Origin of the sequence: Propionibacterium ruminifibrarum, assembly GCF_900289195.1 — a bacterium.
In the GTDB taxonomy this organism is placed as follows: Bacteria; Actinomycetota; Actinomycetes; order Propionibacteriales; family Propionibacteriaceae; genus Propionibacterium; species Propionibacterium ruminifibrarum.
In genome coordinates, this window is sequence record NZ_OMOH01000002.1 from 251,326 (window position 1) to 272,362 (window position 21,037).

A 21,037-nucleotide genomic window follows, 5' to 3' on the forward strand; every position below is an offset into this window, starting at 1 on the left:
GGCGCGGGTCGGTCCTGGGAGTGGGTGGCCCGGAGCCGGGTGTCGCGGGGCGCCTCAGTGGGCGAGCCGGGTGGCCCGTGACTCCCTCACCACCGTGATCTTGATGTTGCCCGGATAGGTCAGTTCCTCCTCGACCTGGCGGGCGATGGTCTCGGCGAGTTCGGCGCCGGCGGCGTCGTCGACGACCTCCGGGACGACCATGACGCGCACCTCGCGCCCCGCCTGCATGGCGAAGACCTTGTCGACGCCCTCGTGGGAACCGGCGATCTGCTCCAGGCGTTCGAGGCGCTGGACGTAGGCCTCCAGGCTCTCCCGGCGCGCACCGGGCCGTGACCCGGAGATGGCGTCGGCGGTCTGGGCTATGACGGCCTCGACGCAGTCCGGTTCGATCTCGTGATGGTGGGAGCCGACGGCGTTGACGACGGCGTCCGACTCGCCGTGACTGCGCAGCAGCTCCGCGCCCTCGAGGGCGTGCGAGCCGGCCCCGTCGGTGACGACGGCCTTGCCGATGTCGTGCAGGAAGGCCGCCCGCTTGCAGCTGGCGGGGTCGAGGCCGAGTTCGGCGGCGATGGAGCCGGCGATGCGACCGCATTCGATCATGTGGTCCAGGACGTTCTGGCCGTAGCTGGTGCGGTATCGCAGGGCGCCGATCGTGGGGTGGAGGTCGGGGTCGATGTCGGCGAGTCCGAGGTCGAGGCAGGCCTGCTCCCCCAGCCTGCGGCACCCGGACACGACCTGTTCGCTGCAGCGCTCGTGGACCTCCTCGATACGCGCCGGGTGGATACGGCCGTCGGCGATGAGCTCGACCATGGTGACGCGGGCGATCTCGCGGCGGACCGGGTCGAAGCAGCTGAGCAGCACCGAGCCGGGCGTGTCATCGACCATGACATTGACGCCGGTGGTCTGCTCGAAGGCGCGGATGTTGCGGCCCTCGCGGCCGATGATGCGGCCCTTCATCTCGTCGCTGGGCACCTCGACGGTCGTGACGACCGCACCGCTGGTGACCTCGGAGGCGATGCGCTGGATCGTCGTGATGATGATGCCACGGGCGATCCGGTCGGCATCGGCCTGGGCCTCCGCCTCGATGCGGCGGGCCCGCAGGGCTGCCGCCCGGCGGGCGTCCTGCTCGACGCGGGCGATCAGTTCGGCACGGGCCCGTGCGGCGCTGAGACCGCCGATCCGCTCGAGCTCCGCGGCGACGGCGGTGCGTTCGGCGTCAAGGGCCCTCCTGTCCTGTTCGAGCTGCTCCTGCCTGGCGTCGAGGCGGTCTGCGCGTGACTGCGCGGTGGCGCGCTCGGCCCCGAGCTGATTCTCCCGCTCGTCGAGGCGCCGGTCCCGCTGCCTGAGCGTCTCCTCGCGGGCTGCCAGCTCCGAGCCCTGCCGGGTGATCTCGGCCTTGAGTTGTTCGGCCTCGTCACGGGCCCGCTGGACCCTCCCGTCGAGCTCCAGCACAGCCCGCTCCCGCTCCGACAGGCCGGCGAGCCTGTCCCGGGCCTCCCGTTCGACCTGCTCGGCCCTGGCGCGGACGGCCTCCGTCTCCCGCCGCAGGGATTCCAGCTCCTCGGCCCTGGTCTCGAGCGTCCTGAGCCGCTCGACCAGCTCATCGGCCTGCCGCCCCGTGGAGTCCTGCCCGGCGGCATGCTCGGCGCCTGATGATGCCTGCCCGCCGCCTGGGGTGCTCAGCGCGCCGAGCGTTCTCACGAGAAGGACTCCCAGGACGGCGACGAGCAGCACGAGCACGATGAGAATCGCTGACGTCATCTTCGCCTCACTGCCGGTCGTTGTGCGGCGGGCACGCTGCCCGCTCATCCCGGCAGGATAGCCCCCGCCCCCGTGCCCGGCCGGCCGAGGGTGGGCGCGCGTGTCAGTCCTCCAGCTCGGAAAGCGCCCGGTCCGCGGCGTCGAAGGACACCGAGGGACCGTAGCCCTTGCGGGCCAGGGCCGCCGCGAGCCGCCGGTGTGCCGTCCGACGGTCCAGCCCCCTCATGCCGCGGGCCCTGGATCGTGCCAGGTCCAGGGCGGTGGCGGCCTCGCTCCCCGGGTCGAGGGCGGCGAGTGTCTCGGTGATGATCTCGTTGCTGACCTGCTTGGCCCGCAACTCCCGGGCGATGGCGCTGGCGGAGAGCCTGCGTGAGCGACGACGGGAGGCGGCCCAGGCCTCGGCGAAACGCCGGTCGTCGACGAGGCCGACCGATTCGAGACGATCGAGCACCTCGTCGACGTCTCCCCGGTCGCATCCCCGGCGTCTCACCAGGTACTCGGTGAGTTCGCCACGCGAATAGTCCCGGCGATCAAGACGGCGCAGAGCGATCTGTCGGGTGACCTCGACCGGGTCGGCGTCGGGTTCGTCGTCCCCGCCCCCGCCGGCACGGCGCGGAGCGGGCTCGCTGCTCACCGTGCTCACGCCCCGGTCGGCTCGCGCATCTCGCCGGTCTCGGGATCGACGCCCTCGGGCACGTCGGGGTCGGGGACCAGACCCAGTGCGACACGGATCCTGCCGTCGATCTCGTCGGCGACCTCGGGGTGGGCGATGAGGAAGGTCCGGGCGTTCTCCTTGCCCTGACCGAGCTGGTCGTTGCCGTAGGTGAACCAGGCGCCGGCCTTGCGGATGATGCCGGCGTCCACCCCCATGTCGAGCAGGCTGCCCTCGCGGCTGATGCCCTTGCCGTAGAGGATGTCGAACTCGGCGCGCTTGAACGGTGGGGCGACCTTGTTCTTGACGACCTTGACCCGGGTGCGGTTGCCGACGACCTCGCCGCCGTCCTTGAGGGATTCGATGCGGCGCACGTCGAGACGGACCGAGGCATAGAACTTCAGGGCGCGCCCGCCCGTGGTCGTCTCGGGGTTGCCGAACATGACGCCGATCTTCTCGCGCAGCTGGTTGATGAAGATGGCCGTCGTATTGGCGTTCTTGAGCGCGCCGGTCATCTTGCGCAGGGCCTGGCTCATCAGCCTGGCCTGCAGGCCGACGTGGCTGTCGCCCATCTCGCCCTCGATCTCGGCTCGTGGCGTCAGCGCCGCGACGGAGTCGACGACAATCAGTTCCAGCGCCCCCGATCGGACCAGGGTGTCGGCGATCTCGAGGGCCTGCTCGCCGTTGTCGGGCTGGCTGACGAGCAGCGCGTCGGTGTCGACGCCGAGGGCGTGGGCGTAGGTGGGATCGAGGGCGTGCTCCGCGTCGATGAAGGCGCAGATGCCGCCCTCGGCCTGGGCGCTGGCTATCGCGTGCAGGGCGACCGTCGTCTTGCCGCTGGACTCGGGGCCGTAGATCTCGACGATGCGCCCGCGCGGCAGCCCACCGATGCCCAGCGCGATGTCGAGCGCCACCGAGCCGGTGGGGATGCTCTCCATCTGCTGGGCCCCCTGGTCGCCCAGGCGCATGACGGAACCCTTGCCGTGGGCCTTCTCGATCTGGGCGAGCGCGGCCTCGAGTGCCTTCTGCCGGTCTGCAACGGCCATGTCTGTTTCCTCTCCTCGCGTCGGAGCGTGCCGACGAGTTCTCTCGACGCTTGCGACTGTAGGGACGGGGCCTGACAATTTTCCGCGCCACCCGTGCCTGTGGACAGCCTTGGGTGCCGCGCGCCGGGAACCGTCCCCACCCACTGTATACGAACACCCGTTCGAAGACCAGCGGCGGTTCGCGCACCAAGGGGACCCGGCGGAGCGGCGCTAGGCTGGCCGCATGCGCGAGACCGAGTTCTGGCGGCGGATGACGCGCCATCTGGGGGCGGGTTACGCCCGCGTGTGGGCCGACCAGACGGTGCTCACCGAACTCGACAACCGTACCGCCAGTGAGGCCCTGGCGGCCGGGGTCCCGTTCAAGACGGTGTGGCGCGCGGTGTGGGCCTTCCTCGAACTGCCGGACCGGGAGAGGTAGTTCCCGCCCGGAACTGTCAGCGCCTCGCGCAAGACTTGTACCCATGGCAGAACCAGGACGCGCACCGGCCCGGGCCCTCGACGGGTTCGGCCCCGCCACGCGCACCTGGTTCGGCTCGGTCTTCGACGCCCCCACCACCGCCCAGGCGGCCGCCTGGGCCGCCATCGGCTCGGGGGCGCACGCGCTCGTCATCGCGCCGACCGGCTCGGGCAAGACGCTCGCCGCCTTCCTGCACAGTCTTGACCGCCTCTCACGCGAGGCGTCGGCCCGGCGGCGGCTGTCGGCCCCGGACGGGGGCGCGGGCGTCAAGGGGCGCGAGTCCGCCGAACCAGCCTCGCGCCGGGGCGTGCGGGTGCTGTACGTCTCGCCGCTCAAAGCCCTCGCCGTCGACGTCGAACGCAATCTCACCGCACCGCTGCGCGGCATCGCTGCGACGGCCGAACGGCTCGGCCTGCCCACCCCCGAGGTCTCGGTCGCGGTTCGTTCGGGCGACACGCCCGCCAAGGGCCGCCAGGCCCTGATCACCCATCCCCCGCAGATCCTCATCACCACCCCCGAGTCGCTCTTCCTCATGTTGTCGAGCCGGGCGGCGGGCACCCTGCGCGACCTCGACACGGTGATCGTCGACGAGATCCACTCGCTGGCCGGCACGAAGCGCGGCGCGCACCTGGCACTGAGCCTTGAGCGTCTGTCGGCGATGCAGCGCGGCGACGACTTCCAGCGCATCGGCCTGTCGGCCACCGTCCGGCCGCCCGAGCGGATCGCCCGGTTCCTGGGCGGCGACCGCACGGTGCAGGTCATCGACCCACCGGCGGAGAAGAACCGTGAGCTGCGCATCCAGGTGCCGGTCGAGGACATGACGAACCTGCGGGTCGAGAGTCCCGCCGATGACCAGGGCGCCCAGGCGGTGCGCCAGTCGATGTGGCCTCCGATCGAACGGCAGATCCTCGACCTAGTGCACGCGCACCGCTCCACCATCTGCTTCGTCAACTCACGCCAGAGCGCTGAGCGGCTCACCGCCCATCTCAACGAACTGCACGCGGCCGACCTCGGGGTGCCGCCCGACGAGGACGTCGAGCCACCGGCCCAGGTGATGATCGCCTCGGCCGCGTCCAGGGGCATGGACGGCACCCGGGCCCCGGTCGTCGCCAGCGCCCACCACGGCTCGATCAGCAAGACGCGCCGGGCCCAGATCGAGGACGATCTCAAGGCCGGACGGCTGGCCTGCGTCGTGGCCACCAGCTCGCTCGAACTGGGCATCGACATGGGCGCCGTCGACCTCGTCATCCAGGTGCAGGCTCCCCCGTCGGTCTCCAGCGGACTGCAGCGCATCGGTCGCGCCGGCCACCAGGTCGGGGCCCTCTCGCAGGGCGTGATGTTCCCCACCTCGCGCGGCGAGGTGCTGCAGTGCACCGTCATCGCCGAGCGCATGGACGCCGGCCTCATCGAGCAGACCCCCGTCCTGCGCAATCCCCTCGACGTCCTCGCCCAGCAGATCGTCTCGGCCTGCCTGTCCGGGCCGGTGACGGCCGACGAGCTGTACGCCCTCGTGCGCAGGGCCCAGCCCTACACCGCCCTGCCCCGTTCGGCCTTCGACTCGGTCCTCGACATGCTGGCCGGCCAGTACCCGAGCGAGGACTTCGCCGAGCTGCGGCCGCGAGTCCACTGGGACCGGGTGAGCGGGTCCGTGGAGGCCCTGCCCGGGGCCCGGCGCCTGGTCACCACCAGTGGCGGCACGATCCCCGATCGCGGCCTGTACGGCGTCTTCCTGGTGGGCACCGAGAACGCCTCCGGGCGGCACGAGCCGGGTCGGCGGGTCGGCGAACTCGACGAGGAGATGGTCTTCGAGTCCCGTGTGGGGGACGTCTTCACCCTCGGCACGAGCAGCTGGCGCATCGAGGAGATCACCCCCTCGCAGGTCATCGTCACGCCGGCCCCGGGCCGGCCCGGGCGTCTCCCCTTCTGGCGCGGCGACTCGCTGTCGCGCTCGGTCGAGTTGGGCCGAGCGATCGGGGCGCGGATCCGTGAGCTCGGCTCCGTCGGGCGCGCCACGGCCCTCGCCGATCTCGAGGCCGGCGGGCTCGGGGTGAACGCCCGCGGCAATCTCATGGCCTACCTCGACGAGCAGCGCGAGGCCACCGGGGTCGTGCCGGATGACCGCACGATCGTCGTCGAGCGGTTCCGGGACGAGATCGGCGACTGGCGCCTGTGCGTGCACAGCGCGCTGGGCATGAGCGTTCTGGCGCCGTGGGCGCTGGCGATCCAGGCGGGGCTCGCCGACCGCTACGGGGTCGAGGCCCATGTGAACGCGACCAATGACGGCATCATCATCCAGCTGCCCGACGTCGACGCCGACCCGCCCGACTCCTCCTGGCTGGTGGTCGGGGCCGAGGAGGTCGAGTCCGTCGTCACCGAGCAGGTCTTCGGCTCCGCTCTGTTCGCCGCCCGGTTCCGAGAGTGCGCGGCCCGCGCCCTGCTCCTGCCGCGCAGGACCCCCGGCCGGCGTTCGCCGCTGTGGCGGCAGCGGCACAGGGCGGCCCAGCTGCTGGCCGTGGCCGCCGGCTACCGCGAGTTCCCCATCGTCGTCGAGACGATGCGCGAGTGCCTGCAGGACGTCTTCGACCTGCCGGCGCTGGTCCGGCTCATGAGTGACGTCGCGGCCCGAAGGGTTCGCCTGGTCGACGTCGAGACGGCCCAGGCCTCGCCCTTCGCGCGTCACATGCTCTTCGGTTACGTCGGCGAGTTCGTGTACGACGACGACCAGCCGCTCGCCGAACGCCGCCTCGCCGCGCTCAGCCTCGACGCCGGCATGCTCGCCGAACTCCTGGGCCGCGAGGGCGGCGGCGAGCTCATCGACGAGGAGGTCGCCGCCGCCTACGAGGCCCAGCTGCAGTACCTCGCCGCCGAGCGCAGGGCGTCGACCGCCGAGCAGCTGTGGGAGCAGATCCGCACGGCCGGGCCGTTCACCCTCGCCGAGTGCGTGGCGCGCTGTCAGGCCGATCCCGGGCCGTGGATCGACGAGCTGGTCGGTGCGCACCGCCTGGCGCGGGTACGCATCGGCGGCACGGCCATGTACTGCGTCGACACCGACGCGGGGCTGCTGCGCGACGCGCTGGGCGTGCCCGTCCCCACCGGCATCGGCGCCGGGGCGGTCCGCGAGGGGCCGCAGGCGCTCGCCGATCTCGCGGTCCGCTGGGCCAGGCGCCATGCGGCCGTCACAGCGGCCTCGTTCGCGCGCCGCTACGACATGGCCGAGGCGACGGCCGCGCAGGTGATGGCCCGGCTCGCCGACGACGGCACCCTGGTCACCGGGGCCGTCCTGGGCGCCACGGCGAGTGGCGGTGCGCTGTCCGCCCTGACCGGCGAGGGACCGCAGTACATCCACCACAATGTCCTGACGGTGCTCAAGAGGCGCACCCTGGCGGGGCTCCGCGCCCAGGTCGAGCCCGTGGAGCAGCGTCAGTTCGCCCGCTTCCTCGACGCCTGGCAGCAGCTGCCCGATCCCGACGAGGCACCCGGTGGCGACGCCGAGTCGACCCAGCGGCTGCTCACCGCGGTCGACGCCCTGGCCGGCTACCGGATCCCCGCCTCGATGCTCGAGACCGTCGTCCTGCCCGCCCGCGTCCCCGGCTACCGGCCGGCCCTGCTCGACCAGCTCCTGAGCTCGGGGCAGGTGAGCTGGAGCGGCGCCGGTGCCCTCGGCGCGAGCGACGGCTGGGTGTGCCTGTGGCCTGCCGACCTGTCCCCCACCGAGCCGAACGAACCCGTCGGACTGAGTGAGCCGGCCGGTCGCATCCTCGAGCGCCTCGATGCCGGCGGGGCCTGGCGCAGCACCGACTTCACGAGCGAGGACACGAGCCTCGCAGCGGCCCAGGACGCCCTGTGGGAACTCGTCTGGGCCGGCCTGGCCACCTCGGACAGCTTCGCCCCGTTGCGTGAGCTCAGCGCACGGGGCGCGGTCAGGCGCCCCCGGCCCGCCGCGCCGCGCCGCCGCCTCATGAGACCACGCGCGGCACGCTCCACGCCACCTGCGCCCGGGGTCCGCTGGTCACGAGTGACGACCGCCGAACGGACTTCCCAGGTGTTCCTCGACCAGGTCGACACCGAACTGGCCCGCTACGGCGTCCTCACCAGGGGCAGTGCCCTGACCGAGCCGGCCACGAGCAATTACTCTCAGGTCTACCGGGTGCTCAGCACCCTCGAGGAATCCGGTGCGGTGCGCCGCGGCTACTTCGTCGAGGGGCTGGGCGGGGCCCAGTTCGCCGTGCCGGGAGCGGTCGACGAACTGCGCAGGGCGCCGACCTCCCCGATGCGGCTGCTCGCCGCCTGCGATCCGGCGAACCCCTATGGCGCCGGACTCGAGTGGCCAGAGACGAACGCCCACCGCCCGTCCCGCAAGGCCGGCGCGCTCGTGGTCCTCGACGACGGGGCCCCGGTCATCTACCTGGAGCGCGGCGCGCACACGCTCGTCACCTTCGCCGGCGCCGAGCCCGAGGCGACGGGCCGCGCCCTGTCACTGGTCGGGGACCTGGTCGATGCCGGGCGTCTCGTACCGGTGGCGATCGACCGCATCGACGGTCGCAGCGCCCTTGAGGCGGCAGGCCTGCGCGGCGCCCTGGAGTCCGCCGGCTTCGTGATGAGCCCGCGTGGTTACCGACGCCGGCGCGTGGCGCGGGACTGATGAGCAGCGGCTTCGGCGTCCGGGCCTCACAACGCCGCCGGCACCTGACGCCTGTGCTGGGTGCCGAGGTCCTCGCCGTTCTCGATCTCGGCGACGAGCAGCTTCTCACTGACCCGACGGAAGATCTCCGACATCGGTACGCGGAGGGCCTCGCAGATTGAGAACAGCAACTCGCTCGAGGCCTCCTTCTGGCCCCGTTCGACCTCGGAGAGATAGCCGAGACTCACGCGGGCGGACAACGAGACGTCACGGAGGGTGCGCCCTTGACTCATACGGTGTTCGCGAAGCGCCTCACCCAGCAGTTCACGTACCAGCAGCGGTTTCACAGTGTCTCCCCTCAGGCCCGCGGAGCCGCCCTCGTGGCAGTCATTCCTACGGTCACGTCCTGGTTAACGCTCCGAGGTGCCATTTCATTCCCGCTCAGCGAACATCTCTCGACTCCGGTGGCCGCGTGGGGCCGCAGAGCTGGAGCGTCCCAGCGGCCAGCTGCAGGGCGCGCCGGATGGCGGCCCGCCTGATCTGGGCGCGTCCGCCGCCTGCCAGCAGGCGGTGGGCAGTCGTACCGTCCGGGGTGCGGATGCCGATCCACACGGTGCCCGGAGCCGTTCCGTCCTGGCCCAGTGGCCCGGCGGTGCCGGTGGCCGAGATGGCCACGTCCGCCCCGCAGGCCCGCGCCGCGCCATTGGCCATCTCACGGGCGGTGCGTTCATTGATGACCCCGTGCTCGGCGATGAATGCAGGGTCGACCCCGGCCAGCCGCGCCTTGAGCTCACTCGCATAGGTGATGAGCCCGCCCCGGAAGACGTCCGAGGCGCCCGGCACGCTGGTCAGCGCCCATCCGATGCCTCCCCCGGTGATGGACTCGCAGGTGGCCAGTCCCAGGCCGCGGCGGCGGCAGGTCTGGAGCAGCTGCTCGGCAGCGGCGCGGGTGGGCTCGTCGATTTCGCTCATCCCGGTCACGTCCGGCGTCAGTGCTGAGCGCTGTAGTCGATGGGATGACCGGCTCTGATGGCGTCACGACGCAGCTTGTAGGCGTCGACGACGTAGTCGATGCCGGTCAGCACGGTGAGCGCGAAGGCCGCCCACATGATGAACCAGCGCAGCGCCCAGAACCAGGTGACGGCATCGGGCACCCAGACCAGGAACATGGCCAGTGCGATGCCCTGCAGGGTCGTCTTGAGCTTGCCGCCCTTCTTGGCGGCCATGACACCGTACTTGAGCATCCGGAAGCGCATGAGGGTGATGCCCCATTCGCGCAGCAGGATGATGAGCGTGACCGGCCAGGCCAGTTCGCCGATGATCGACAGCCCGACGAAGGCCATCCCGGTGAGCGCCTTGTCGGCCACCGAGTCCCAGATCTTCCCGAAATTGGTGACCTGGTTGTACTTGCGGGCGATCTTCCCGTCGGCCAGGTCGGTGAGAATGGCGATGACGAAGACGACCGTCGCCCAGATCCGCCAGGGGTGGCTGTGGGGGTGTGTCAGCAGGACGACCCCCAGGACCGGCACGAAGATCAGGCGCAGGATCGTGAGGATGTTCGGGACGTTCCAGGCGAAGGCCAGTGTCGTGTCCTGTCCGGACTCAGTCACCTCAGGCTTGCTCATGCGCGCTGCCCCCTGCCCCGGCTCGTTCTGCGGACCCGCACCGGAACCGGCTGCGGGCTCGGCGGCCACATCGGCGCCGCCCGATGCCACAACCGTAGCCGCAACGGGGTCGCCGACACGAACAGGCGCACCGGATGAGTCGATGCGCGGTGCGGTGCCGCCATCGTCCTCGGGCCGGCGCACCAGTCCCGCCGGCCGCTGGAGGGCGGACCCGGCCCCCTCCGGCCGGATGGGACCGGTCCCCCTCGCCGCGCGGGGAGAACCGCTCAGCCCGCCTCGCCGGACAGGGAGGCGAGCACGCCATCGAGGTCGTCGGGTTTGACGAGCACGTCACGGGGCTTGGAGCCCTCCGAGGGGCCGACGACACCGCGCGTCTCGAGGATGTCCATGATGCGTCCGGCCTTGGCGAAACCGATGCGCAGCTTGCGCTGGAGCATCGAGGTGGAGCCGAGCTGGAGTTCCACGACCTGCCGGCAGGCCTCCAGGACCAGGTCGAGGTCGTCGCCGATGTCCTCGGCGACCTTCTTCTCGCCGGCCGCCGGAGCCGTCACGTCATTGCGGTACTGGGGTTCCAGCTGCGCCTTGACGTGCTCGACGATCTCACGGACCTCGTTCTCGGTGACCCAGCTGCCCTGGACGCGCTTCGGGTTCGCGGCGCCCATCGGCAGGAACAGGCCGTCGCCCTGGCCGACCAGACGCTCGGCTCCGGTCTGGTCGAGGATGACCCGGGAATCGGTGGCCGAACTCGTGGCGAAGGCCAGCCGCGAGGGGATGTTGGCCTTGATGAGGCCGGTGACCACGTCGACCGAGGGGCGCTGGGTGGCGAGCACCAGGTGGATGCCGGCGGCCCGGGCGAGCTGGGTGATGCGGACGATCGACTCCTCGACGTCGCGGGGGGCGACCATCATGAGGTCACTCAGCTCGTCGACGACCACGAGCAGGTACGGGTACGGGGCGAGTTCGCGTTCGGAGCCGGGCGGCAGCTGCACCTGGCCGGCGCGCACCGCCTTGTTGAAGTCGTCGATGTGGCGGAAACCGAAGGCGGCCAGGTCGTCATAGCGGTGGTCCATCTCCTGCACGACCCATTCGAGGGCCTGGGCGGCCTTCTTCGGGTTCGTGATGATGGGCGTGACCAGGTGCGGGATGCCCTCGTACTGGTTGAGTTCCACGCGTTTGGGGTCGACGAGGATCATGCGGACCTCGTCGGGGGTGGCGCGGACCATGATCGAGGTGATCATCGAGTTCACGAAACTCGACTTACCCGAGCCGGTGGCGCCCGCGACGAGCAGGTGCGGCATCTTGGCGATGTTCGCCAGGACGACGCGCCCCTCGACGTCCTTGCCGAGGCCGACGATGAGCGGCTTGTCGCTGTTGCGGGCCTGGGGGCTGCGCAGCACGTCGCCGAGCGAGACGACCTCCTTGTCCTTGTTCGGGATCTCGATGCCGATGGCGGACTTGCCGGGGATCGGGGACAGGATCGTCACGTCGGGTGAGGCCACGGCGTAGGCGATGTTGCGCTGCAGCGCCGTGACCTTCTCGACCTTGACGCCGGCACCGAGTTCCACCTCGTACTGGGTGACGGTCGGGCCACGCGTGTAGCCGGTCACCTGGGCGTCGATGCCGAACTCGGCGAACACGGACTGCAACGCGTCGACGAGCCCGTCGGAGGCCGCCGTCCGGGCCCTGGGCGCGGACCCGGGCTTGAGCAGGCCGAGATCGGGCAGCGTGTACTGCACGTCACCGGACAACTGCAGTTGCTCGACGCGTGAGGGCATCTGGGCGTGCTCCGGTGCGGCCAGGTCCGTCTCGTCGTGGTCGCGGGCCTGCGCCCCGGTGGCCGGCAGTGGCAGGGAGTGCTGCTCCGGCTCCGCGGCGGGTTTCTCGACGGCAGTCGCGGCGGCGGGACCGGAATCGGCGAAGGCCTCCGCGTCGAAGACCTCCTCGGGCTCGGTGGCGGGCGGCTGGGGCTTCTTCTGCCTGCGGGTCCGGGGTCTGTGTTCCTCGATGATCGGCGTGTCGTAGGCCTCGTCGACGCCGTACTTGAGTGCCCTGCGCTCCTGGCGCGCCGCCATGGCCTTGTCACGGCGTTCCTGAGCGCCCGAGAACGCGTCCCGGACCTGGTCGACGATCTCGTAGACCGGCTTGCCGACGATGACGAGCAGGCCGAAGAGGGCGACGAAGAACAGCAGGACCCCGGCAAGCCAGGCGGGCATGAGCTGGTTGAGCATGGAACTGGAGATATACCCGACGATGCCGCCACGGGCCCGCATGCGGTCTGCGGCGGCGGGATCGGGCAGCGGCGACTCGGTGACGTTGATAAGCCCCAGCAGGCCCATGAGGAACAGTGTCCAGCCGACGACCTGGCGGCCGGCCGGGCCGTTGGCCTCCGGGTTGCGCAGGGTGCGCCACGCCATGGCACCCAGCAGGAAGGGCAGGGCGTGGCTGACGGCGCCGAAGACCGTGCTGAAGGCGATGCGTACGCCGTGGCCGAACGCCCCGGGCACACCGAACCAGAATTCGGCGGCGACGACGATGGCCAGGACGAGCAGGCCCAGGCCGGCGCCGTCGCGCCGCAGGGCGGGGTCGATGTCCCGCGCGGACCGGCCGATACGGCGCACACCGGAGCCGAGTGCGCCCGCAATACCGGACCAGACCACCCCGAGCACGTGGAGCAGCGGGTTCGGGCGTGATGCAGCACCCCGTGCCCGGCCCTTGGCGGACCGTGCACGGGTGGACTTTGACTTACTGCTCCCGCCAGTGCGCGTGCCCGCGGCACGACTCGACGCGCTTGAGGAGCGCTTCGAGTTGCCGTGGGCGCCGGACCGCGACGGGGAAGACACGCGGGTCGCCATGGCGTTCAGGCTACTCTCCCTGCCGTCGGGGCTGCCAGCTCACGCGCCGGGCGGGGACGCGGTCTCAGGACCTGAAGTGCTCCCAGCCGCCGTCGGCACCGGTCCACGCGCCACCGTCCACGGTCACCTGGGGCGCGCTGTCCTCAGCGGCCTCGCGGACAACCCCGATCTCGACCCACTCGGATGGCACCGCGCCCGCGGGGAAGGTCGCGGCGAGCGCATGGTCCTCTCCCCCGGTGAGGACGAAACCGAGCGGGTCCTTCCCCGTGGCGGCCGCGACGGCCTGGACCGGATCGGGCACCTCGAAGGCGTCCGACCGCAGGTCGATGCGCACGCCCGAGGCGGCTGCGATGTGGCCGAGATCGGCGATGAGGCCGTCGGAGACGTCGAGCATCGCGGTGGCGCCGGCCTGGGCCGCCTGTCGTCCCGCCCCGTAGGGCACCAGTGGGACGCGCTGGGAGTCGACGGCGGCACGGGGGCTGCGGAAGCCACGACCGAGAGCCGCCAGACCCGCCGCCGCCCATCCGAGTCGGCCACGGTAGGCGACGACGTCACCGGGGCGGGCACCGCTGCGCAGAATGGGTTCACGGCCGACGGTCTGGCCGATGACAGTGACGCTGATGGTGACGTCCCGGGCACTGGTGGTGTCGCCGCCGACCAGGGTCAGCCCGGCGGCGTCGGCCTCGGCGCGCAGGCCCGTCGCGAAGTCGTGGACCCACTGCACGGGGAGATCCGCGGGGACGCCGAGCCCGAGTGTCAGGACCAGGGGGGTGACCCCCATGGCCTCGAGGTCGGCCGCGTTGACGGCTGCCGCCTTGCGACCGATCTCGGTGCCGCTGGACCAGTCGCGGCGGAAGTGCACGCCCTCGATGAGCATGTCGGTGCTCGTCACGGCCGAACCGTTCACGAGGTAGACGGCCGCGTCGTCGCCAGGCCCGACCGAGACGGCCGGTGGCATCGAGAGATCACGGATGATGTCGGCGATGATGCCGAACTCGCCGACATCGGCGACGGTACGGACATGGGAGGACGGACTGCTCGGCATGGGTCAACGCTAGCGTGGTCCGGCCCGCGGCTCACGCATGGACCCGCGGTGGGTCCGGGTCAGCGCAGCACCGTGGCGGGTCGCGTGAGCGCCTGGTCGACGAGTGCGTCGACCAGGTCCGGGTACTCGATCCCGGTGGCCCGCCACATGCTCGGGTACATCGAGTACGGGGTGAATCCGGGCATCGTGTTGATCTCGTTGACCACCACACGCCCGTCGGGCTGGACGAAGACGTCCACGCGGGCCAGCCCCTCGCAGTCGAGGGCCTCGTAGCAGGCGACGGCGATGGCCTGCACGCGTTCGGTGACCTCGGGCGGCAGGTCGGCCGGCACCTGCAGCTCGACCTGTTCCTCGGGCAGGTACTTGGCGTCGAAGTCGTAGAAGCCGTCCGCGGTGTGCATGACGATCTCACCGGGGCGGGAGGCCCTGGGTGCGGCGCCGGTGACGCCCAGGACACCGCACTCGATCTCCCGGGCACCCGTCACGCCCTGTTCGACGATGACCTTCGGGTCGGCGGACCGGGCCACCTCGATGGCCTCGGCGAGCCCGGCCGGATCGGTGACGCGGCTGATGCCCACCGAGGAACCGCCCCGGGCGGGTTTGACGTAGACGGGATACCGCAGCGCGTCGTTGACTCGATCGAGACAGCCCTGGCGGTCATCGCGCCACTGGCCCGGCGTGATCGTCACCCACGGCACGAGCGGCACACCGGCCTGTTCGAAGCAGGTGCGCATGAAGGCCTTGTCCATGCCGTTGGCGCTGCTGGCGACGCCGCAGCCGACGTAGCGCAGGCCGAGGATCTCGAAGTGACCCTGGATGCACCCGTCCTCGCAGTAGGCGCCGTGCATGACCGGGAAGGCCACGTCGATGCGGACCGACTCGGTCATGCGGTCGCCCTCAAGCGTGGCCAGGCGCACGCCGTCGAGGTCCCGCACCATGATGGCGCGCGGGTGATCGCCGCTGACCGACGGCAGCCGGCCGTCCTCGACGCGGAAGGCCTTGATCTCATCGGCCTCGTAGCGGCGCCAGACGCCCTGCTGGTCGATGCCGACGCCGTGCACCTCGTATCGGGACGGATCGAACGCGCCGAGCACGCCTGCCGCCGTCAGGCACGAGACCTGGTGTTCACTGGACTGACCACCGAAGACGACGGCGATCTGGATGCGTTCTGGTGCACTCATCGAGCGATTCCCTTCTGCAGGACAGCCCCCAGCCTATCGGCCGGGCCCCGGTCCGGCTCCCCGGTCGGCCGTGCGGCCCGCTCAACGCACTGCCTCGTCGGCCGGCACGCGGCTCCTGCGCCCGGGGTGCCAGCGTCCGGCAGGCGCCGTCGCGCCCCGGGCCAGCTCGGTCTGGGCGCAGATGGCGTCCATGATGCGCACCGTGGCCTCGCGAACCGCCTGACGGTCGTGTTCGCCGCGCCCGCTCAGGTCGGACAGGTCGACGGCACGACCCGCCCGGACCGTGACGTCGGTGCGCCCGATCAGGTGCGCCCTGCGCTTGTGCCGCGGCGGGATGATGAGGTTCGCGCCCCACTGCCCGATGGGGACGACGGGAGCGCCGGTGGCCAGCGCCAGCCTGGCGGCACCGGTGTGGCCCGCCATCGGCCACTCGTCGGGATCGTAGGTGAAGGTGCCCTCCGGGTAGACGATGACGGCCCGCCCCGCGGCGAGCATCTGCTGGGCCGCGGCGAGCGAGCCGGCTGCCCGCACCGAACCGCGCTCGACGGGGATCTGCTCTATGCCGCGCAGCAGGGGGCCGAGGCCCGTGACCCGGAAGAGGTTGGCCCTGGCGAGGAAGTGCGGCCAGCGTCCGGCGTAGGCGGTGTAGTGCCCCACGACCACGGGGTCGAGGTTGCACAGGTGATTGGGTGTCAGGATGAGTGGCCCGGTGTCCGGGATGTTCTCCTGGCCCGAGTAGTGCAGCCGGCACACCGGCGCCAGCAGCGCGCCGGCGATGGGCGGCAGCGACGCGAAGAGCCTCGTCGTCGGTTCCGTGTTGGAGCGCCCCAGCCTGCCCCGGTAGGGACGCGGGGCCGGGGCGCTCAGTGCTGTTCTCACCGCGTCAGGTCGTGGCAGCGGACCCCCACCGTCATCAGCCGCGGACGTCGACGGTGGTGGGAAGACCGGTGGACAGGGACTGGATGACGTGTTCGGGGGTGGTCGGCTTGAAGGGCAGGCGGCAGGCCTCATAGGCCGCGATGTCGGCCTCGTGCTGCAAGGTGACGGCGATGTCGTCGAGTCCTTCGAGCAGACGGTGCCTGGTGTAGTCGTCCAGGTCGAAGCCGTACGACGTGTCGCCGGCCCTGATGGCGCGGTCGACGAGGTCGATGGTGATGGCGCGGCCCGGCTCGTTCTCGCAGAAGGCCCACAGTTCCTCGACGACCTCCTGCGGCACGGTGGCCAGCAGCAGGCCGGCCTTGCCGGAGTTGCCGCGGAAGATGTCCCCGAACCGCGAACCGACGACCGCCTTGAAACCATAGTTCTGCAGGGCCCAGACGGCGTGCTCGCGGGAACTTCCGGTGCCGAAGTCCGGTCCGGCGACGAGAATCGAGCCGTGCTTCCAGGCGGGCCGGTTCAGCACGAAGTCGGGGTCGTCGCGCCATGCGCTGAACAGTCCGTCCTCGAAACCGGTGCGCTGGATGCGCTTGAGGTAGACGGCGGGGATGATCTGGTCGGTGTCCACGTTGGACCGGCGCAACGGGACCGGGACACCGGTGTGGGTCGTGAACTTCTCCATGTCAGTGTCTCCTTCAGTCCAGGTCCGCCGGGGTGGACAGATGGCCGGTGACGGCGGTCGCCGCGGCGACCGCCGGGCTCACCAGGTGGGTACGGCCGCCCTTGCCCTGGCGCCCCTCGAAGTTGCGGTTCGAGGTGGATGCACTGCGCTGGCCGGGGCTCAGCCGGTCGGGGTTCATGCCCAGGCACATCGAGCAGCCGGCGAAACGCCACTCGGCGCCGGCCTCGGTGAAGACACGGTCGAGGCCCTCGTCCATCGCCTGCTGACGCACCGCGGCCGAACCCGGCACGACGAGCATGCGTACCGAATCGGCGATCTTGCGGCCCTTTATGACGTCGGCGGCGGCCCGCAGGTCCTCAATGCGTCCATTCGTGCACGAGCCCAGGAAGACCGTGTCGACGGCGATGTCGCGCATCGGGGTGCCGGCCTTCAGGTCCATGTACTCCAGGGCCCGGGTGGCGGCTGCGCGGGCCGACTCGTCGGGGAAGTCCTCGGGGAAGGGCACTCGGGCGTCCAGCGGCACGCCCTGTCCCGGGTTGGTGCCCCAGGTGACGAAGGGGCTCAGCGCGGAGGCGTCCAGGTGGATCTCCTTGTCGTAATGGGCGTCCGGGTCCGAGCGCAGCGACCTCCAGTACTCGACGGCCGCGTCCCAGGCGGCGCCGCTGGGCGCGTGCCGGCGCCCCTTGACGTACTCGAAGGTCGTCTCGTCGGGGGCGACCAGACCGGCCTTGGCGCCCCATTCGATCGACATGTTGCAGATCGTCATCCGGCCCTCCATCGACATCTTCTCGATGGCCTCGCCCCGGTACTCGACGACGTATCCCTGGCCGCCGCCGGTGGTCTCCTGGGCGATGAGGGCGAGGATGACGTCCTTGGGCGTGACGCCGGGGCCGAGCTCGCCGTCGATGAACACGCCCATCGTCTTGTGCCGCGCCTGGGGCAGGGTCTGGGTGGCGAGCACGTGCTCGACCTCGCTGGTGCCGATGCCGAAGGCGAGAGCGCCGAAGGCGCCGTGCGTGGCGGTGTGGGAGTCGCCGCAGACGATCGTCATGCCCGGCTGGGTCAGACCCAGGCTGGGACCCATGACGTGGACGATGCCCTGTTCCCCGTCTCCCAGGGAGTGCAGCGGAACGTTGAACTCGGCGCAGTTCTCGCGCAGCGTCTTCACCTGGAGGGCGGAGACCGGGTCGGCGATCGGCTTGAGGATGTCGATCGTGGGGACGTTGTGGTCCTCGGTGCCTATGGTCAGGTCCGGGCGACGCACGGCACGTCCGGCAAGACGCAGGCCCTCGAAGGCCTGGGGACTGGTCACCTCGTGGACGAGGTGCAGGTCGATGTAGAGCAGATCGGGCCCGCCATTGCCCGACCGGACCACATGGTCATCCCAGATCTTCTCAACCAGTGTTCGTGCCATGCGGTCAGCCTAACCCTTGCCATATCAAAATTCGAGATGTTAGTCTCACTCCATGGACAAAACGAGTGGTGTCGGCGTTCTCGACAAGGCGGCTCTCGTCCTCACCGCCCTCGAACAGGGGCCGATGACATTGGCCGAACTGGTGCAGACCACGAGCCTGGCCCGGCCGACCGCCCACCGGCTGGCCGTCGCCCTGGAGCATCATCGCCTCGTCGGGCGCGACCTGCAGGGCCGCTTCGTCCTGGGGCCGCGCCTGGTCGAACTGGCCTCGGCCGCCGGTGAGGACCGTCTGCTGGCGACCGCCGGCCCGATCCTCGCCAGGCTGCGGGACATCACCGGTGAGTCCGCCCAACTGTACCGCCGCCAGGGCGACATCCGCATCTGCGCCGCCGCGGCCGAGCGGCCCAGCGGGTTGCGCGACACGATCCCCGTCGGCGCTCAGCTGACGATGAACGCGGGGTCGGCCGCCCAGGTGCTGCTCGCCTGGGACGAGCCCGAGCGCATCGCCGCGAGCCTGGTCAGCGCCAGTTTCTCGGCGATGGCGCTGACCACCGTGCGGCGACGCGGGTGGGCCCAGTCGGTCGGCGAGCGCGAGGCCGGCGTCGCATCGGTCTCGGCCCCGGTCCGCTCCCCCACCGGCAAGGTCATCGCCGCCGTCTCGGTCTCGGGCCCCATCGAACGCCTCACCCGCCAGCCCGGCCGCCTGCACGCGCCGGCCGTCATCGCCGCCGGTGAACGTCTGTCGGAGGTTCTGCGTCGCGCACACGGCGACGAGTGATTTCGCGTCCGCGCCCTTACAGCGCCGGCTCGTCACTGAGCAGGCCGACCGTCAGGTAGTAGGCGTCGGGCAACCGGGTTCCGTCGCTCCAGCTCATCTGGATGCCGAACAGCTCCCGCACCAGCTGCACGACGTCCCCGCCGATCGACTCGATCGAGTGCATGAGCTGCTCGGGGTGAGTGCAGGGCCTGCCCTCGAGACGGGTGCAGTGCTCGCACAGCTCGCAGGATCCCGCGAGCAGGGGCACCGATCCGGGGTGGGCCGCGCGGAGCACGGCGACGCGGTGACGCAGGCGCCGTTTCTCGCGGGTGAACATCGCCATGACCTGCGGCTGCAGCTCATCGGGGTCGAAACCGTTACGGCGTTGTCCGGCGGTGAAGGTGATGGTGCGGGTGATGACGTGGAACCAGCGTCGGCTCGTCCAGACCTCCAATGGATCGAAGTCGAACTCCGGGCAGGCCCAGGTGCGGCCGTAGGCGGGGCACTCGCGGCAGTAGCCGAGGAACCTGGGCACGTCGACGAACCGCTCGATGCACTGCGCCGTGTCAATCGTGCGTTGCTCGTCTCGGACCGCGTAGTCCAGCATGGTCCCAGGCTAGGTCGTTGCGGACCGGACCCTCAACGGTGCAGCGGGGTGCACACAGGGGCCGGCCCATGACGGGCCGGCCCCTGATCGCCTGGTAGCCCCGAGCGGATTCGAACCGCCGTTTCAGCCTTGAGAGGGCCGCGTGCTAGGCCGCTACACAACGGGGCCAGGATCATTGTTCACTTGTCCGGCCGGGATCGCCGACCGAAAGGCTAGCGTCCCGCGAGCCGCGTCTCAAACCCGTCTCGGGCCGATGCCGCTGCTCTGGCTGGGGTACCAGGACTCGAACCTGGACTGACGGAACCAGAATCCGTAGGGCTGCCAATTACCCCATACCCCATCGACCTCGGCGGGTCTCCCCGCGTCGGCGACGGACCAGAACTCTAGTGTATGCATGCACCAAGAATCAAACGGGGCCCCGGCCCGTTGTCCGATGCGCGCCCAGCAGCCGCGCCACGACCACCATGAGAGCGCCGCACACCACGTACGCCACGAGATTGGACGCCGTCGTGGACCACGTGGTCTCGGTGAGCTGGCGGGTCTGGGTGAGGGTCCCGGCGGCGATGGCGTAGCAGAAGCTGCTCACGTTGTTCGCCGCGTGGACGGCGATCGAGGCCTCCAGGCCACCGGTCGCCACGACCATGACCGCTGCCACCAGGCCGAATCCGAGCCGGTCCGCGAACAGGGCCGCGTTCTGGGTGCCGTGCATGAGGGCGAAGACCAGGGCACTGGCCCCGACGGCGATCCAGGCGCGGCCGGTGAGCGCCCCGACCGCCTGCTGCACGTACCCGCGGAAGAGGAACTCCTCCCCGGCCGCCTGCAGGGGCGAGGTGAGCACGACGAGCAGCACCCACACCCAGGCGTGTGCGGGCGGGTCGTGGTCCCACGCCTGGCCGAGACGAGTGAGCAGGTAGACGCCGTTGAGGACGACGAGACCGACCGCGAGACCGCACCCGACCAGCGCCGGTCGCAACCGCCCCTGCACCGAGCAGACCCAGCCCGGGGCGCGTCCGTTGACCCAGCGGGCGACGGCCAGGACGACGAGGATCATCGAGGCCAGCGCCAGGTTGACGACGACCACGCCCTCGACGACGCCGTAGGAGGCGACGAGCGCGTAGGCCTCGGTGAACGAGCCGTCGCGACCGCGGGCCAGCCATGAGACGGCACTTCCGGCGTACATGAGCAGTGTCGTGACGACCAGGTATCCGAACGCCACCGAGATCAGGCCCACCGCGGCCCGCGTACGGCAGGCGCCCGAGCCGTCGATCATCAGGGCGGTGTACCCGGCATCGGGGCCGGGAACACCGGGCCGAGCGCCGATGAGCGGTTCGGGGACCGGGCGGGCCTGAGGCGCGGGGCTTCTGCGCGCCGGTCGGCCGTCCGCCGGCCCGTTCGTCCCCGCGCCTTGCCGCGCAGGACGTGGCCGGGCGCCGGACCGCCCGCCCCTGGGGGCCCTCCCCC

Annotated in this window: 17 protein-coding genes and 2 tRNA genes; 3 read left to right on the forward strand and 16 right to left on the reverse strand. The window is 71.1% G+C overall.

Features of this window, described 5'->3' with window-relative positions:
• Positions 1 to 54 precede the first annotated feature (54 nt).
• From rny to recA, 3 genes are read right to left on the reverse strand one after another with little or no spacing between them, the layout of a single operon-like run.
• Positions 55 to 1,809 (reverse strand): ribonuclease Y, encoded by a 1,755-nt coding sequence (gene rny / locus PROPJV5_RS03130; protein ID WP_239018373.1) that lies wholly within the window; start codon positions 1,807 to 1,809, stop codon positions 55 to 57.
• Positions 1,810 to 1,864: 55 nt separating this feature from the next.
• A complete protein-coding gene (locus tag PROPJV5_RS03135) occupies positions 1,865 to 2,395 on the reverse strand; it encodes a regulatory protein RecX (protein ID WP_182858550.1) in 531 nt (176 codons plus the stop codon).
• Between the two features lie 5 nt (positions 2,396 to 2,400).
• Positions 2,401 to 3,459, reverse strand: a complete 1,059-nt coding sequence (recA, locus tag PROPJV5_RS03140; RefSeq protein ID WP_119714871.1) for a recombinase RecA — start codon at positions 3,457 to 3,459, stop codon at positions 2,401 to 2,403.
• Positions 3,460 to 3,682: 223 nt separating this feature from the next.
• Between recA and PROPJV5_RS03145 the strand changes: the two genes are divergently transcribed.
• Together PROPJV5_RS03145 and PROPJV5_RS03150 are read left to right on the forward strand one after the other, a co-directional pair.
• Positions 3,683 to 3,877, forward strand: coding sequence for a DUF3046 domain-containing protein (locus PROPJV5_RS03145; RefSeq protein WP_119714872.1), 195 nt, complete (start codon positions 3,683 to 3,685; stop codon positions 3,875 to 3,877).
• 43 nt (positions 3,878 to 3,920) lie between these two features.
• Complete coding sequence (locus PROPJV5_RS03150) at positions 3,921 to 8,558, forward strand: Lhr family ATP-dependent helicase (RefSeq protein ID WP_119714873.1); 4,638 nt, start codon at positions 3,921 to 3,923, stop codon at positions 8,556 to 8,558.
• A 26-nt stretch (positions 8,559 to 8,584) separates the two neighbouring features.
• Here the strand turns inward: PROPJV5_RS03150 and PROPJV5_RS03155 are convergent, their stop codons facing one another.
• From PROPJV5_RS03155 to leuC, 9 genes are all read right to left on the reverse strand, one after another.
• Complete coding sequence (locus tag PROPJV5_RS03155; protein WP_119714874.1) at positions 8,585 to 8,884, reverse strand: helix-turn-helix domain-containing protein; 300 nt, start codon at positions 8,882 to 8,884, stop codon at positions 8,585 to 8,587.
• A 94-nt stretch (positions 8,885 to 8,978) separates the two neighbouring features.
• Positions 8,979 to 9,509, reverse strand: a complete 531-nt coding sequence (locus PROPJV5_RS03160; protein ID WP_119714997.1) for a CinA family protein — start codon at positions 9,507 to 9,509, stop codon at positions 8,979 to 8,981.
• Positions 9,510 to 9,526: 17 nt separating this feature from the next.
• Positions 9,527 to 10,162: a CDP-diacylglycerol--glycerol-3-phosphate 3-phosphatidyltransferase gene (gene pgsA / locus PROPJV5_RS03165; protein ID WP_119714875.1), complete on the reverse strand. Its 636-nt coding sequence runs from the start codon at positions 10,160 to 10,162 to the stop codon at positions 9,527 to 9,529.
• Between the two features lie 266 nt (positions 10,163 to 10,428).
• Entirely contained in the window at positions 10,429 to 13,014 is a 2,586-nt protein-coding gene (locus tag PROPJV5_RS03170) for an FtsK/SpoIIIE family DNA translocase (RefSeq protein ID WP_119714876.1), read from the reverse strand.
• A 64-nt stretch (positions 13,015 to 13,078) separates the two neighbouring features.
• Positions 13,079 to 14,059 (reverse strand): thiamine-phosphate kinase, encoded by a 981-nt coding sequence (locus tag PROPJV5_RS03175; protein ID WP_119714877.1) that lies wholly within the window; start codon positions 14,057 to 14,059, stop codon positions 13,079 to 13,081.
• A gap of 59 nt (positions 14,060 to 14,118) precedes the next feature.
• Complete coding sequence (locus PROPJV5_RS03180; RefSeq protein WP_119714878.1) at positions 14,119 to 15,240, reverse strand: D-alanine--D-alanine ligase family protein; 1,122 nt, start codon at positions 15,238 to 15,240, stop codon at positions 14,119 to 14,121.
• 81 nt (positions 15,241 to 15,321) lie between these two features.
• Positions 15,322 to 16,119 (reverse strand): lysophospholipid acyltransferase family protein, encoded by a 798-nt coding sequence (locus PROPJV5_RS03185; RefSeq protein ID WP_182858551.1) that lies wholly within the window; start codon positions 16,117 to 16,119, stop codon positions 15,322 to 15,324.
• A gap of 34 nt (positions 16,120 to 16,153) precedes the next feature.
• Positions 16,154 to 16,798 carry a 3-isopropylmalate dehydratase small subunit gene (gene leuD, locus PROPJV5_RS03190; RefSeq protein ID WP_119714880.1) on the reverse strand — a complete coding sequence of 215 codons (645 nt, stop codon included), beginning with the start codon at positions 16,796 to 16,798 and terminating at the stop codon, positions 16,154 to 16,156.
• A 13-nt stretch (positions 16,799 to 16,811) separates the two neighbouring features.
• On the reverse strand, positions 16,812 to 18,212 hold the full coding sequence (leuC, locus tag PROPJV5_RS03195; protein WP_119714881.1) for a 3-isopropylmalate dehydratase large subunit: 1,401 nt from the start codon (positions 18,210 to 18,212) through the stop codon (positions 16,812 to 16,814).
• A 52-nt stretch (positions 18,213 to 18,264) separates the two neighbouring features.
• Here leuC and PROPJV5_RS03200 point away from each other — a divergent pair, with 52 nt between their 5' ends.
• Positions 18,265 to 18,990, forward strand: coding sequence for an IclR family transcriptional regulator (locus tag PROPJV5_RS03200; RefSeq protein WP_119714882.1), 726 nt, complete (start codon positions 18,265 to 18,267; stop codon positions 18,988 to 18,990).
• A 16-nt stretch (positions 18,991 to 19,006) separates the two neighbouring features.
• On the opposite strand, the gene PROPJV5_RS03205 is transcribed toward PROPJV5_RS03200, so the two are convergent.
• The 4 genes from PROPJV5_RS03205 to PROPJV5_RS03220 form a co-directional block, all read right to left on the reverse strand.
• On the reverse strand, positions 19,007 to 19,576 hold the full coding sequence (locus PROPJV5_RS03205) for a DUF2284 domain-containing protein (protein ID WP_119714883.1): 570 nt from the start codon (positions 19,574 to 19,576) through the stop codon (positions 19,007 to 19,009).
• Positions 19,577 to 19,668: 92 nt separating this feature from the next.
• Positions 19,669 to 19,744: transfer RNA gene (locus PROPJV5_RS03210), tRNA-Glu, on the reverse strand.
• A 97-nt stretch (positions 19,745 to 19,841) separates the two neighbouring features.
• Positions 19,842 to 19,916: transfer RNA gene (locus PROPJV5_RS03215), tRNA-Gln, on the reverse strand.
• A 66-nt stretch (positions 19,917 to 19,982) separates the two neighbouring features.
• Positions 19,983 to 20,846 carry a CPBP family intramembrane glutamic endopeptidase gene (locus PROPJV5_RS03220; RefSeq protein WP_119714884.1) on the reverse strand — a complete coding sequence of 288 codons (864 nt, stop codon included), beginning with the start codon at positions 20,844 to 20,846 and terminating at the stop codon, positions 19,983 to 19,985.
• Positions 20,847 to 21,037 lie beyond the last annotated feature (191 nt).